General features: G+C 59.5%; 12 protein-coding genes. 8 read left to right on the top strand and 4 right to left on the bottom strand.

Translation table 11 applies throughout. The annotated features are described in order from the left end of the window. Positions 1-24 precede the first annotated feature (24 nt). Positions 25-825 (top strand): sulfite exporter TauE/SafE family protein, encoded by an 801-nt coding sequence (locus FHS83_RS10995; protein WP_167083004.1) that lies wholly within the window; start codon positions 25-27, stop codon positions 823-825. A 419-nt stretch (positions 826-1,244) separates the two neighbouring features. Here FHS83_RS10995 and FHS83_RS10990 read toward each other — a convergent pair whose 3' ends face one another. From FHS83_RS10990 to FHS83_RS10980, 3 genes are all read right to left on the bottom strand, one after another. After that, the gene (locus tag FHS83_RS10990; protein WP_208414498.1) at positions 1,245-1,757 is read right to left on the bottom strand and encodes a GNAT family N-acetyltransferase; all 513 of its coding nucleotides are present in this window, start codon (positions 1,755-1,757) and stop codon (positions 1,245-1,247) included. A 6-nt stretch (positions 1,758-1,763) separates the two neighbouring features. Beyond that, positions 1,764-2,042 carry a type II toxin-antitoxin system TacA family antitoxin gene (locus FHS83_RS10985; protein ID WP_167083003.1) on the bottom strand — a complete coding sequence of 93 codons (279 nt, stop codon included), beginning with the start codon at positions 2,040-2,042 and terminating at the stop codon, positions 1,764-1,766. Positions 2,043-2,165: 123 nt separating this feature from the next. Then, entirely contained in the window at positions 2,166-3,659 is a 1,494-nt protein-coding gene (locus FHS83_RS10980) for a phosphomannomutase/phosphoglucomutase (protein ID WP_167083002.1), read from the bottom strand. Between the two features lie 158 nt (positions 3,660-3,817). Here FHS83_RS10980 and cobA point away from each other — a divergent pair, with 158 nt between their 5' ends. The 6 genes from cobA to pepN all read left to right on the top strand — a co-directional run bounded on the left by cobA (position 3,818) and on the right by pepN (position 9,704). Then, complete coding sequence (cobA, locus tag FHS83_RS10975) at positions 3,818-4,666, top strand: uroporphyrinogen-III C-methyltransferase (RefSeq protein ID WP_167083001.1); 849 nt, start codon at positions 3,818-3,820, stop codon at positions 4,664-4,666. A 73-nt stretch (positions 4,667-4,739) separates the two neighbouring features. Continuing rightward, positions 4,740-5,270: a PAS domain-containing protein gene (locus FHS83_RS10970; protein WP_167083000.1), complete on the top strand. Its 531-nt coding sequence runs from the start codon at positions 4,740-4,742 to the stop codon at positions 5,268-5,270. 31 nt (positions 5,271-5,301) lie between these two features. Continuing rightward, positions 5,302-5,814, top strand: a complete 513-nt coding sequence (locus FHS83_RS10965; protein ID WP_167082999.1) for a PAS domain-containing protein — start codon at positions 5,302-5,304, stop codon at positions 5,812-5,814. A gap of 112 nt (positions 5,815-5,926) precedes the next feature. Then, the gene (locus tag FHS83_RS10960) at positions 5,927-6,457 is read left to right on the top strand and encodes a hypothetical protein (RefSeq protein ID WP_167082998.1); all 531 of its coding nucleotides are present in this window, start codon (positions 5,927-5,929) and stop codon (positions 6,455-6,457) included. Positions 6,458-6,461: 4 nt separating this feature from the next. Further along, positions 6,462-6,962, top strand: a complete 501-nt coding sequence (locus tag FHS83_RS10955; RefSeq protein ID WP_167082997.1) for a PAS domain-containing protein — start codon at positions 6,462-6,464, stop codon at positions 6,960-6,962. A 126-nt stretch (positions 6,963-7,088) separates the two neighbouring features. Further along, positions 7,089-9,704 (top strand): aminopeptidase N, encoded by a 2,616-nt coding sequence (gene pepN / locus FHS83_RS10950; RefSeq protein ID WP_167082996.1) that lies wholly within the window; start codon positions 7,089-7,091, stop codon positions 9,702-9,704. 6 nt (positions 9,705-9,710) lie between these two features. On the opposite strand, the gene FHS83_RS10945 is transcribed toward pepN, so the two are convergent. Beyond that, positions 9,711-9,953, bottom strand: a complete 243-nt coding sequence (locus FHS83_RS10945) for a hypothetical protein (protein ID WP_167082995.1) — start codon at positions 9,951-9,953, stop codon at positions 9,711-9,713. Between the two features lie 386 nt (positions 9,954-10,339). On the opposite strand from FHS83_RS10945, the gene FHS83_RS19655 reads away from it, so the two are divergent. After that, on the top strand, positions 10,340-13,606 hold the full coding sequence (locus FHS83_RS19655; RefSeq protein ID WP_279590098.1) for an FG-GAP-like repeat-containing protein: 3,267 nt from the start codon (positions 10,340-10,342) through the stop codon (positions 13,604-13,606). The last annotated feature ends 35 nt before the right edge of the window (positions 13,607-13,641 follow it).

Genomic DNA, 13,641 nt, shown 5'->3' with positions numbered 1-13,641 from the left:
GCCGCCGCACACAAGGTGACAGCGATGGACTTTTTCAGCGGCGGCAGCGATGCCGGAACCCTTGGTCTCGGATTGTTGATCGCGGGCGCGGCGGCGGGGCTCTTTTCGGGCCTCTTGGGCCGTGGCGCGGGGCTGATCCTGGTGCCCGCGCTGTATCAGGTGGCGGAGCAATTGGGGGTAGCCACGGCGGTGCGTTTCCCGCTTGCCGCAGGCACCAGCCTTGCCTGCCTTCTGCCGCTCAGCCTCAACATGGCCGCGCATCACGCCAAGGCGCTGAACCCGTCAGAGGTGAAACAGGCGCTGCCCTTTGTCGCGATGGGTTTGGTATTGGGTATGGCGGGACTTTTTCTTTTTCCCGCAATGCTGCGTGAGATTTTCTTCGGTCTTTTCGCGTTGGCCGTGGTTGTGGTGACGTTTTGGGCGAGCCGTTCCAAGAGGGTTGATCGCTTCGTTGCGAAGACTGGAGCGGCTCAGACTATGGCGGGGCTCATCACCGGCACGACCGGCATCGCACTCGCCCTTTCCTCTAACACCTTGCCATCGCGCAAGGCGAGCGAGGCTTTGGCTTGGTTCATTGCCATTGCCGTGACCGCGATAGGCGCTGTGCTTGCGGTGGTGATGGGCTGGAACGCGGAAGGCTTGCCGAAATACTCCTATGGCTTTTTCAATCTGCTCGGCTTCGGCATTGTGGCGCCGGTGATGTTCGCCACCTCCGCGGTTGCGGCCCATTATCGCTACGGGGTGGACGCCAAGCGCCTCATCGGCCCCTTCGCCATCGTGGTGGTGATCACGACGGGCAAAATGCTGTGGGATGCGCTGGGGTGATGGTGAGCTGTGGTGGTGCGCTGTGCGTGCTTCGAGGCTCGCCGCCCGGATAATTCTTCTCATCTCAAATGCAGGCGAACGGCTCGCGCCTGAAGAAAATTAGAGAGCTGGCACGGCGAAAGATGCGCGGCCTCGAAACACGCACCATGCATGGCGCGGGTCACATCAAATTCCCCAACAGCTTGATTTTGGTATTCGCGTTTGCACGTTTTTTGTGCCCTGCCTCCTTGTTGGATAGACGCGGGGACGGAAATGCAAAAATTTACGTTCCAATCGGCGTTTTGGGCGATAACGGCCTGACGGCATTAGAAAATCGCCAGAAAATTTGTGCGCATCAAAGCGATGCTGAGGTGGTCATCCAGCGAAGTCAAAGAGCCCACATTAGATGGGGACTTAGCGGGCTAATTTCAACGGCAAGACTATCCGAGAATACCGAGTTTCACGTCCTCAATGGGCAGAACCATTAACCGCTCGCCGAACAGTGATCGACGAAATCCGTGGTGGGCATAGAACTGGACAGCAGCCTCATCAATCGCATGGGTGATAATCGCACGCGCAGCGACAATCTCGGCCGCTGTACAACAACGACGAACTGCGTCGCTGAGCAAATCCGCACCATAGCCATGGCCTTGCATGGACGCGTCGATTGCCAACCGTCCGATAAGAAGCAGCGGCACCCTCTCAGGCATTCCTCGCCGCAGCTTCGCGCTCGGAAGCGCCAATCTCTCCGCCATGGCCGTGGATAACGCATAATAGCCGATGACTTTGCACGGCGCGTCCTTCGTGCAGATTACATAGCAACGCGCAGATAGACCTTCGCTGGGAAGAGCACGCTCCTTCAGCCAAAGATCAAGCTCAGGATGCTTGCCGTTGGCGAAATCCGAGACATCATGCTGGGCATTTAGCGGCACGGGGCGAAGAATGGTGCCCAAGGGAAATTAGCGCTCCCAGGCAGGCTTGCGGGAAAGCAGTTTTTTCAGCGCAGCGTTTGGCTTTGGCGGCGCATCCAACATGGCGAGAAAAGCCGTGTGCGCTTCATCGTCCAAAAAGAAAACACGCTGATCCAGGATCGCCGTTTCGGCTTCCCGGCGGGCGCTATCGAGCATGAATTCCGAAAGTTTCTGACCACGCAATTGCGCAGCACGATTCAATAGAGCCTTCGTTTCCGCCGAGGCTCTAATCTGAATTACATCATCCTTTCGGCCCGGCTGGGACATGGGAGAGGCTCCTTTGCATCGCAGGCATAAAACAATGTACTGACATTGTCAATACACACCCTTCACCAAAACAAAAAGGGGCTGCGTGAGCAGCCCCTTTCCGCAATCGCTTTTGCGATGCGATCAGATCTTCTGATCGTACTCACCGACTTCCTTGTGCTTGGAGAGGCGGGCGTCGAGGTCGCGGAAGATGGCGATCTTGCCTTCTTCGGAGACCGGGCTTTCCACCACCACCACCAGCGAGGGCTTGTTGGAGGAGGCACGCACCAGACACCAGGTGCCGTCTTCCAGCGTCACGCGCACGCCATTCACGGTCACGATAGAGACGATGCTCTGGCCGAGGATCTTCTCGCCCTTCTCCTTCATCTCTTCGTATTCCTTGGTGATGGCTTCCACCACCTTGTACTTCTCGCCATCGGGGCAATAGGGGCTCATGGTCGGCGAAGACCAGGTCTTGGGCAGCGTCGCTTCGAGTTCCGACAGCTTCTTGCCGCCGGCGTGATCGAGCATTTCGAGCACGGCGATGGCGGCGACGATGCCGTCGTCATAGCCACGGCCATAAGGCGGGTTGAAGAAATAGTGGCCCGACTTCTCGAAGCCCGACAACGCCTTCAGCTCGGCGGTGCGGCGCTTAATGTAGGAATGGCCGGTCTTATAGTAATCGACCTTGACGCCATTGGCCTTCAGCACCGGATCGATGTTGTAGATCGCCGTCGACTTCACATCGACCACGAATTGCGCGCCCTTATGAGCGGTGGACATATCGCGGGCCAAGAGCACGCCGACCTTATCAGCGAAGATTTCCTCGCCCTGGTCATCGACGACGCCGCAGCGGTCGCCATCGCCGTCGAGACCGATGCAAAGCTCGGCGCCATGGGCTTTCACCGCATCGGCCATCTTGTGCAGCATCTCGAGGTCTTCGGGGTTCGGATTGTAGTTCGGGAAGGTATAATCGAGCTTCGCATCCATCTCGATCACCTCGGCGCCAATGCGGCGCAAGGCTTCGGGACCAAACGCGCCAGCCGTGCCGTTGCCGGTAGCGACCACCACCTTGATCGGGCGCGAGAGCTTGTGACCTTCAGTGACGGCCTTGAGATACTCTTCGCGGAAATTTTCCACGAAGGTGTATTTACCGCCCGCCTTCTCCACACCCTTGCCATTCAGCACGATGTCCTTCAACGCGGTCATTTCTTCCGGACCGAAGGTGAGCGGCTTTTGCGCCCCCATCTTCACGCCGGTCCAGCCGTTTTCGTTATGGCTCGCCGTGACCATCGCCACGCCGGGGCAATCGAGCGCGAACTGCGCGTAATAGGCGACCGGCGTGGTGCAGACGCCGACATCGACGACTTCCATGCCCGCATTCATCAGGCCGAGGGTAAGCGCTTGCTTGATGGACAAGGAATAGGCGCGATAGTCATGGCCCGTGGCGACGCGGGTGACACTGCGGCTCTGGAAGAAGGTGCCAAGGCCGAGGCCCAGCGCCTGCACGCCCAGAAGGTTCAGCTCTTTGCCGAACAGCCAGCGCGCGTCGTATTCGCGAAAGCCGTTGGGCGTCACCAGAGGATAGAGTTCGTTTTCGAAGGTGTTGGGCGTGAGGTCCGTGCGAGGCTTCAACATGAGTCCGGCTGTCCTACTCTTGACCATGGTTACCGGACTTGTTCCTAGCGAAGCTCAGCATAAAAGTCAGGTCAACCCTGCGCTTTTTGTCGGCTAAAAAGGGCTATTTACCGCGACATACATGTGATACAATAATATATACAATATTTTGGTGTTGAATGCGCAAACACTCCATCCAGGACCTTGACCGTACTGCTCTTTCAAGGCTGAGCGCCGCTCTCAAGCTTCCCGCCTTCGAAAAGGGTTGGGTTTGGCTGGCTGGCGCAGGCCCGGGCGAAGCCGGATTGATCACCGCGCTTGGTCTTCATGCTATCGCATCTGCAGATGTCATTCTCTACGACGCGCTGCTCAACGACGATCTTCTGGCTTTCGCGCGCCCCGCAGCGGAATTGATTTTCGCAGGCAAACGCGGCGGCATGCGCTCGTGCAAGCAAGCCGATATTTCCCAGACGCTGGTGGAATATGCGCGCCGCGGCGCACGCGTGCTTCGACTCAAAGGCGGTGATCCGCTGGTCTTCGGACGCGGCGCAGAAGAAGCCCTTACGCTTGCGGATGCGCATGTGCCTTTCCGTATCGTGCCGGGCGTCACGGCAGGTATCGGCGGACTTGCCTATGCGGGTATTCCCGTCACCCATCGCGATACCAATCAGGTGGTGACCTTCCTCACCGGTCACGGCGCCGATGGCAAATTGCCCGAACTCGATTGGCCATCGATCGCGCGCGGTTCGCCGACGATTGTGCTTTATATGGCACGCAAATTCGCAGGCGAGATTGCCGAGAAGCTGATCGCGGCAGGACGCAAGCCCGAAGAACCCGCCGCCATCGTTTCCAATGCCTCGCTCGGCGAACAGCATGTCTCGGTCACGACGCTTGCGGGGCTTGGCGCTGCAGCCGCCGCTTCCAGCGCGCCCGCCATTCTGGTGATCGGCGAAAATGTGCGCCTGCGCCAAGGCATGGATTGGCTGAGCCAGGTGACCACCCCACCAGCGCTTCGACAGGTGTCCTAAAATTTCGCGTTCTGGTTTTACGCGGCTTTAAGTAGAAACGCGTAGGCTTGCCCCTTGCCTTGGGGAGGCTGAAATGGGCGCTAAGCTGGTGACTGCGGAGATCGCCGAGATCGACCCGGCGCAGGTGAGCGGCGGTCCCTTGATCACGGGCTATGGCTATTGGAATGCCTTGCGCGGGATGCGCCCCCATCCGCGCCGCGACGAGCTCAATCCGCGCCATATCAGCGGCCTTCTGGGCTATATGACCCTGGTCAAGGTAATCGGGGATGGCGCCGATTTCGAATACCGCATTGTCGGCGATGTGGTGGTGCAGGCATTTCATGTGCCCATCCAGCACCGCAGATTCAGCGAGATCGCCAAGGAAGCCCCGGAACTGATCTATTCCACCATGCCGCTTTTTCGCGATGTGGTTGCGGACTCCAAGCCGCGTGCTTGGCGCCAGCATACCGGGCGCGACGCCACCCATGTGGTCTTTACGGATTCAGAGGTGCTGCTGCTCCCGTTGGGCGACCAAAATGTTGAATATGTGCTTGGGTTTACCGTGCATCATGCCACCGTCAGCGCAGCCAAGTCCCTTCACACGCGGTTAAGACCTGCTCTCTAGGATCGCGCTTGGAAGCCTATTTTCTAAGCAGATGCCTCAGTCCATTGCCCATTCGTCCCAGGGCCGCGAGATTACTTGGCTCGACCCGGCCGAGTTGGCAGAGGCGCAAACCCGCGCCGCCTATGCCTATTGGCTGAAGCTGCGCGGCGTACGCGCCTTCCCATCCCGGGACGCGATGAAAATGCGCGACCTTGCCGGCCTCGTCTCTCACATGTCGCTGGTGCGGGTTTTGGAGGACGGCGCGGATTTCGAGCATCGCATTGTAGGTGACGCCATAGTGCGCGCCTATGACGTGCGCTTGCAGAACCGGCGCTTTTCCGAGATCGCCGAGGATGCCCCGGTGCTGATCCGCGAGAGCCTTATCCTCTTTCGCAAGGTAGTGGAAACCAAGAAGCCAATCGCATGGTGTCAGCGGGTGATGCTGCGCGAAGTGCGCATCAACGCTACAGTGGCCGAGATGATCCTGTTGCCATTCGGCGCAGATGATACGCGCGTTGATCATATTGCCGCATTTGTGGCGCATCTTTGTCCGAGACGCGCGTGAATTCGCGCGTAGACCGGCCCACCATCGTAAGCATCACCGCACAAATTGCAGCTTTAGCTTTAACTGCGGTTTAAGCCGCACCTCATAGGCTTTCGCATGTTGGGAGACATGCATGGCCAAGGCCGCTTTTCATAAGAATCAACGCGTCTATGTGCGCCCCGTAGGAACCTGGGCGCTGATCGAACGCGTTGTGCCGCATTGGACCAAGGGCCTCGAAGAGCCCATCCGCGTGCATTACGACTGCGGCTTGGGCCGCGAGTTCACCGCAGAGGAATTGCAGCAGGAAGAGCCCATTCCGGAAAAGCTGCGCACAGCCAATGAGCGCTGGCGCGTGATCCGGGCCCGCAACAAATGGCAGCCAACCGAAGACTGCGCGCGCCATCCTGTGCCAGGCACCTATCCCGTCGTCGTCACGGGCCAAGAGGATTGGGGCGGCTGGCGCGTTCCGGGCGCCGAATACGACCTCAACCCCAGCCGCATCGAACGTCAGGCGCGGCTGATCGCGAGCGGCCCGGCCCTTGAAAGCCTCGCCAAGGCGCTGGTCGATTGGGCGCGGCGCTCCGGCGAGGAAATGCCGCATGATTTGGCGGAGCTGGCACATAATGCCCAAGATCTTTTGACCGTCATCGAAAAAGGCAATTGAAGGTATGGCGCTGCGCGCTGTCGAGATTCCCGACATCACCACCACGGATCATATTGGGCTTGATGCGCTTGAGAGCGCACCTTTGCGGCTGGGCTATGCCTATTGGCGCTCCCTGCGCGGCGACCGGCCCTACCCTTCGCGCAGCGACATCCGTCCGCGCGACATCGCGGGCATCCTGCGTCATGTCAGCTTACTCAAATTCGAAAATGGCGATTTCGTCCATCGTATCGTCGGCGATGCCATTGTGCGCGCCTTCGATATTCCGCTGCAAAACCGCACGGTTTCAGAACTTGCCGCCGAAGAGCCGGGCTTCGTTGCCCTGCTGCGCCCACTTTTGGAGCAATGCCGCGTCACCGGCGAGCCCTTCGCGATCCGCGGCCAGACCGGCCGCGACATTTTCCGCATCACCTTCAGCCATCATGAGGCGGTTTTTCTTCCCCTCGGGCCGGACGCGGCCACGGTCGATCACGTCCTGGTCGTGAGCAGCCTTTTTTCGCGGAGTTGAGCGGCCCGGGACGCGTTAACGAAAAAACGCCCAGGGTTCCCATCCCCCGCAAAAAAAGTGCAGCATTGCGGCACCAAGTTCCGCTATACCTCCCGCGCTTTCAGGCACAGCGTTAAGGACACACGCATGCGCACCGACGAACCGCAAGCCATCCATCTCAAAGACTACCACGCCCCCGATTATAAGGTGTTCGAGATCGCCCTCGATTTCGTGCTCGACCCAGCGGCGACACGGGTGGGCGCGCGCCTGCGCATGGCCCGCACTGGCGCCGAAGATGCGCCGCTGGTGCTCAATGGCGAAGCGCTGAAGCTGGTCTCGGTAGCGCTTGATGGCAAGCTTTTGGCCAAGGACGAATACAGCGTCGATGCCGAGCATCTGACGATCCCGAACCTGCCCGAGAAATTCGTTCTCGACATCGTGACGGAGATCGCTCCAGAGCAGAATACACTGCTCTCCGGTCTTTATACCTCCAAGGGGATGTTCTGCACCCAATGCGAGGCGGAGGGCTTCCGGCGCATCACCTATTTCCTCGACCGCCCCGATGTGCTCGCGGTCTACACCACCCGCATCGAGGCCGACCGCAAGCTCTATCCGGTGCTGCTCTCCAATGGCAATCTCATCACCAAGGGTGATCTGCCCGGCGGGCGGCATTTCGCGGTGTGGCGCGATCCCTTCCCCAAACCCTGCTATCTCTTCGCGCTGGTCGCGGGCGATCTCGGCAGAATCGAAGACGAATTCGTCACCATGTCGGGCCGCAAGGTCGATCTGAAGATCTTTGTCGAACACGGCAACGAGAACAAAGCCCTCTACGCCATGGATTCGCTGAAACGCGCGATGAAATGGGATGAAGAGGCTTATGGCCGCGAATACGATCTCGACATCTTCATGATCGTCGCCGTGTCCGCATTCAATTTCGGCGCCATGGAAAACAAGGGCCTCAACATCTTCAACGACAAGGTGCTGCTCGCCTCACCCGAAACCGCGACCGATGACGATTACGGCCGCATCGAAGGCGTCGTCGCCCATGAGTATTTCCACAACTGGTCGGGCGACCGCATCACCTGCCGCGACTGGTTCCAGCTCTCCTTGAAGGAAGGCTTTACTGTATTCCGCGATCAAGGCTTCTCGGCCGATATGCGCAGCCATGCGGTGAAGCGCATCGAGGAAGTGCGGGCGCTGCGCCTGCGCCAGTTCCAGGAAGATGCGGGGCCGCTTGCCCATCCGGTGCAGCCGCAAAGCTATATCTCCATCGATAATTTCTACACCGCCACCATCTATGAAAAAGGCGCCGAGCTGATCGGCATGCTGAAGACCCTGGTGGGCGACGAGACCTATAGGAAGGCCACCGATCTTTATTTCGCGCGCCATGACGGACAGGCTGCGACGGTGGAAGATTGGGTGCGCTGTTTCGAAGAGGCGAGCGGACGCGATCTTTCCCAGTTCCGTCTCTGGTACGCCCAGGCCGGCACACCGGTGGTCGGCGCCAAAGGCCTCTACGATAAGAGCACCAAGACCTACACGCTCAGCCTGGCGCAAACCTTGCGCCCCACCCCGGGCCAGCCCGAGAAGAAGCCGATGCATATTCCCGTGCGTTTGGGCTTTATCGGCAAATCCGGCGCCAGCCTGCCGCTGACCCTGGAAGGCGAAAACGCCACCGGGCCTGAAGAACGCGTGCTGGAACTGACGGAGGCTTCGCAGAACTTCGTATTTGTGGGTGTGGAGGAAGAGCCGATCCTCTCGCTGGGGCGTGGCTTCTCGGCCCCTGCCGTGTTCGCGGTAGATCACAGCCCCGCAGACCGCACCACGCTGATGGCGCATGACCCCGACAGCTTCAATCGCTGGGAAGCCGGCCAGACCGCCGCACGCGCCGCCATGATGGCGATGATGCAAGGCGCATCGCCCGATCCACTGTATGTGGCGGCGCTCGGACCGGTGCTGGACAAGGCAATGGAAGACATGGCCTTCGCGGCCAATATGCTGTCGTTGCCGCTGGAAAGCGAAATCGCCATGGCAATGCCGGTTGTCGACCCCGACGCCATTCATGCCGCGCGCATGGGCCTGGTGAAAACCGTGGCGGCGGCGCATCGCGCCAAATTCGCCGAACTTTATGCGGCGCTGGGCGAAGACGGCCCCTTCTCGCCTGAGGCCAAGGCAGCAGGTAAGCGCGCGCTGCGCAATGCGTGCCTTCGCTATCTGACGGCTGAGGACGATGAGGCGGCGGCGACGCTGGCGCATCGCCATTATCTCAGCGCCACCAACATGACCGACATGATCGCAGGCCTTGCCGCGTTAACCCGCATGAGCTCGGCGAAAAAGGACGAAGCCTTCACCCATTTCCACGATCGCTTCGCCAAGGACGCGTTGGTGCTCGACAAATGGATGGGGCTGCAGGCGGGCTCGCCGCGCGCCGACACCGTTGTCCGCGTGCGTGCGCTGATGGAGCATGCCGCCTTCGACATCAAGAACCCCAACCGCGTGCGTGCCCTGGTTGGAGCATTCTCTGCCAATCAACTGCGCTTCCACGCCGCCGATGGCTCGGGCTATGCGCTGGTTGGCGATGTGGTCCGCAAGCTCGATGGCATCAATGCTCAAGTCGCTGCGCGTATGGCTGGCGCGTTCGAGACCTGGCGCCGCTTCGATCCGGCCCGCCAAGCCCTCATCCGCGCCGAACTCGAAAAGACGCTCGCGATCAGTGGCATTTCTTCGAACCTCTTCGAAGTGATGAGCAAAACGCTGGCGTAATTTGTCTCAAATTGCCTTCGGCAAAGCCCTCGGCAAAACCCTGCCGGGGGTTTTCTTTTGCTCACCGCGCATTGCTTCAAATACTAACAATTCGTAACCAAAAAGCGGCCGCAAATGCGAAAACTTCGAATCTGCTTCGAAGAAGGAGCGAATACGTACCCGAACAGGGACGCGCGCGCAGACTGCGATGAGAACAGACAACCCACGCAGCGCCGGAAAAAGCAACAACGCACCGAATGCCGCCTGCATGACAAAACAAAGATGCTGCCGAGACCCTTTGCCTGCCGCGCATTCGTTTCAAACACTAACGATCTGTGACCAAAACAGGACCCAATTTTGAAGGCTTCGAATTCCAATTCGGAAGAAGAAAAAAGCTTCTGCATGATCATTCTGTATGCGTACAAATCGCCGCATAAGCCTGCGTCAGACCGCCTCCATATTGCGCTATATCAACAGAACGTGATGCGCACGATTGCGTAAGTAATCCATATTTTTCCGCGTTTTCTGCGCGAATGCGATCTCACTTCGCGTGTTTACGCAAAAATACGGAGGCGAAGAATCCAGAAACGCCCGTCAATAGTTTGGAAGCAAACGATACAGCAATGTCGTGCAAGCCAAACGAAAGGTGCGTTGCGATGGTCACGTCTCCGTCACTCCAGGATGAAGTCTCTTTTATCACGGGCGTTAAGGCGAACGGCACGCTGACGCAATACTCGTATTGGGGTTGGAACCGCGACAATCCTGCAACCTACAATTCGACATGGACGCGGGCCGCGAAGTTCGGCGGCAATACAGCGGGCAGCGCGGGCGGCACGGTCGCCTATTACTTCGATCCCAATTCCAATTGGTCGGCGACAGAGAAGGCCAATCTTGCTTCCGGCCTCGCACTTTGGGCGGCGGTCGCCAATATCAGCTTTGTCCAGACAACAACGGCAAGCCAGGCCAAGATCAGCTTCACCCGTGGCAAGGACAGCGGCGCCTATACCTACACCAATTACAGCGCCGCCAACGGCGCCTGCATGACCGGGGGCTCAACTCTCGGCACCATCAACACCGCGCCCATCTCCATCGATACAAGCAACGCCTGTTTCTCCATCAGCGGCGGCTTCTCGAGCTATGGCGGCTATGGCATGGAAACCATGCTGCACGAACAGGGCCATGCCTTGGGCCTCGGCCATGCCGGGGCCTATAACGGCGCGGTCAACAACGCCACCCAGCAGTATAGCGCCTATGACACCCGCCAGTGGTCGATCATGTCCTATATCGATGGCGGCGCTTCGGCGAAGTATTCCTCGCAGAATCCGGTGCAGGGCACGGTCTGGAGCGGTCATTACCCCACCACCTGGATGCCGCTCGACATTCTGGCGATCCAACAGCTTTACGGCGTGGCGGTGAACACCCCGCTTTCCGGCGGCCAGACCTTCGGCTTCCACTGCAATATCGATCCCTCGATCAAGCAGTATTTCGATTTCACGGTGAATACGAAGCCGGTGATCACCATCTGGGACAAGGGCACGAACAACACGCTCGACCTTTCCGGCTTCACCACCACGGCGAATATCAACCTCAACGCCGGAACCTTCTCCTCTTGCGCGGGGATGACCAACAACATCGCGATCGCTTACGACACCGCGGTCGATACGCTGGTCTGCGGCTCGGGCGCCACCTCGGTCATCTGCAACAACAACGGGGACACGATTTGGGGCGGCAATGGCAATGACAGCATCACCGGCGGCAGCGGCAATGACATTTTCTATGGCGGCGCGGGCAACGACACGGTGAAATATGCCGGGGCTTTCTCGGCCTATAACCTGGTCGTAAACGCAGATGGCACGATCACCATTTCCGGCAATGGCGCGGGCAGCGATACGCTTTCGGGCATCGAAACGCTGGTCTTCTCGGACAAGACGGTTGCCACCTCGACCCTCACCTCCCCGCCGGTAACAACACCGCCGCCGAGCGACCCGACGCAGCCGAGCAATCCGCCCACAACGTCTCAGCCGCTCGCCCAGCGCGATTTCGACGGCAACGGCAAGGCCGATATCCTGCTCGCGATCAGCGCCAATAACAGCGTCCAGGTCTGGACCATGAATGGCACCACCCGCGTTGCCGCCACCACGATTTCCGCGCCAAATGCGAACTACACCAGCGCCCTGACCGGCGATTTCAACGGCGACGGTAAGAGCGACATTCTCTGGCAGAACGGCGTCACCAACGCGCTGACCGAATGGACCATGAGCGGCACCTCCAAGACCGCGAGCACCACGCTGAACACGCCCGATGCCGGATGGACCGCAACGGGAACCGGCGATCTCGATGGCGACGGCAAATCCGATATCATCCTGCAAAAAGACGGACAGGTGCAGGCTTGGTTTATGAACGGCACCAGCGTTAAGCAAGCGAGCACCGTGACTGGCGCCGCCGCGCCGGTATCATCGCGCATCGCCGCTATCAACGATTTCAATGGCGATGGCAAGGACGATATCCTCTGGCAGAACGCCTCCACGGGCGCGCTTGAACTCTGGACCATGAACGGCACCTCGGTTGCGAGCGACACCGTGCTCTCCGACAATTCCGGCGCAAGCTGGCGCGTGGTGACGGCAGCCGATTTCAACGGCGACGGCAAGGCTGACATCCTCCTGCAGGACGACACCAGCGGCCAAACCAAAATCGCGATGATGAATGGGGCCACCATTCTCTCGGGCAGCGGTCTCTTGGGTAATAATTTGGGCACAGCTTGGAAAGCGGTTGGCGCGGGCGATTACAATGGCGACGGCACTGCCGATATTCTCTTCCGCAACAGTTCCAACGGCCAGTATCAAGCCTTCTTCATGAATGGCACGTCGATCGTGTCGAGCGGCACCCTGTCGGTCAATCCGGGCACGAGCTGGCACGCGGTAAGCGATACGAGCACCGTCGTCACCCCCGCCACCACCACCGCGCCGAGTGCACCGTCTTCCAGCGAGCCGGTCGCGCCGCAACCATCCCCGACGGCCCCTTTGGCGCAGCGCGACTTCAATGGCGACGGCAAGGGCGACATACTGCTCAATGTCAGCGACAGGAACCGCGTGCAGGTGTGGACCATGGACGGCACCAACCGCGTCAGCGCCACCACCCTGGGCGCCCCCAACTCCAATTACACCACGGCCCTTACCGGCGATTTCGACGGCGACGGCAAAACCGACATTCTCTGGCAGAATGGTGTGACCAACGCCCTGACCGAGTGGAAGATGAATGGCACCTCCATCGCCTCCTCGACCACGCTGACAACCCCAAGCACAGGCTGGAAAGCGACTGCGGTTGGCGATGTCGACGGTAATGGAAAGGCTGACATCATCCTGCAGAACGGTGGCCAGGTGCAGATCTGGCAGATGAACGGCTCGAGCGTGACTTCCGCCAGTGGCGTTATCCGCACGCAGGCGGCGGGCGCCACCATCATCGCCGCGAATGATTTCAATGGCGACGGCAAAGCCGATATCCTGTGGCAGAACACCACCACCGGTGCGCTTGAGATGTGGCAGATGAATGGAACCACCGTCGCCAATGACACAGTTCTGTCAAATAACCCCGGCGCCAATTGGCGCGCGGTAACGGCAGGCGATTTCAATCACGACGGCAAGGCCGACATTCTTTTGCAGGACAACACCACCGGCCAGATGCAAATCCTCTTGATGGATGGCCCCAACGTGCTTTCGGGCAGCGGCACCATCACCACCAATCCCGGCTCGGCATGGAAAGCTTGCGGTGCAGCCGATTACGACGGCGACGGCTTCGCCGATGTTTTGCTGCGCAACAGCTCCACCGGCGCCTATATGGCGATGATGATGTCAGGCACCACGGTGCTTTCAAGTGGCGCGTTGTCGGTCAATCCGGGCACAGGCTGGCACGCGGTCGCGGGCTGATCCTTTCGCATTTTAAGTTTTCTCGCCCCATCCTT

Source organism: Rhizomicrobium palustre (genome assembly GCF_011761565.1).
Classification (GTDB): Bacteria; Pseudomonadota; Alphaproteobacteria; order Micropepsales; family Micropepsaceae; genus Rhizomicrobium; species Rhizomicrobium palustre.
The sequence above is the reverse complement of the archived record's forward strand: the minus strand, read 5'-3'. Positions and strand labels throughout refer to the sequence as shown.

What these genes read in the sequence shown, in the direction of transcription:
- FHS83_RS10995 (WP_167083004.1), top strand. Translation starts at nt 25, where the DNA reads ATGGACTTTTTCAGCGGCGGCAGCGATGCCGGAACCCTTGGTCTCGGA.
- FHS83_RS10945 (WP_167082995.1), bottom strand. Translation starts at nt 9,953, where the DNA reads ATGCAGGCGGCATTCGGTGCGTTGTTGCTTTTTCCGGCGCTGCGTGGG.
- FHS83_RS10985 (WP_167083003.1), bottom strand. Translation starts at nt 2,042, where the DNA reads ATGTCCCAGCCGGGCCGAAAGGATGATGTAATTCAGATTAGAGCCTCG.
- FHS83_RS10980 (WP_167083002.1), bottom strand. Translation starts at nt 3,659, where the DNA reads ATGTTGAAGCCTCGCACGGACCTCACGCCCAACACCTTCGAAAACGAA.
- FHS83_RS10965 (WP_167082999.1), top strand. Translation starts at nt 5,302, where the DNA reads ATGCCTCAGTCCATTGCCCATTCGTCCCAGGGCCGCGAGATTACTTGG.
- pepN (WP_167082996.1), top strand. Translation starts at nt 7,089, where the DNA reads ATGCGCACCGACGAACCGCAAGCCATCCATCTCAAAGACTACCACGCC.
- FHS83_RS10970 (WP_167083000.1), top strand. Translation starts at nt 4,740, where the DNA reads ATGGGCGCTAAGCTGGTGACTGCGGAGATCGCCGAGATCGACCCGGCG.
- FHS83_RS19655 (WP_279590098.1), top strand. Translation starts at nt 10,340, where the DNA reads ATGGTCACGTCTCCGTCACTCCAGGATGAAGTCTCTTTTATCACGGGC.
- cobA (WP_167083001.1), top strand. Translation starts at nt 3,818, where the DNA reads ATGCGCAAACACTCCATCCAGGACCTTGACCGTACTGCTCTTTCAAGG.
- FHS83_RS10955 (WP_167082997.1), top strand. Translation starts at nt 6,462, where the DNA reads ATGGCGCTGCGCGCTGTCGAGATTCCCGACATCACCACCACGGATCAT.
- FHS83_RS10960 (WP_167082998.1), top strand. Translation starts at nt 5,927, where the DNA reads ATGGCCAAGGCCGCTTTTCATAAGAATCAACGCGTCTATGTGCGCCCC.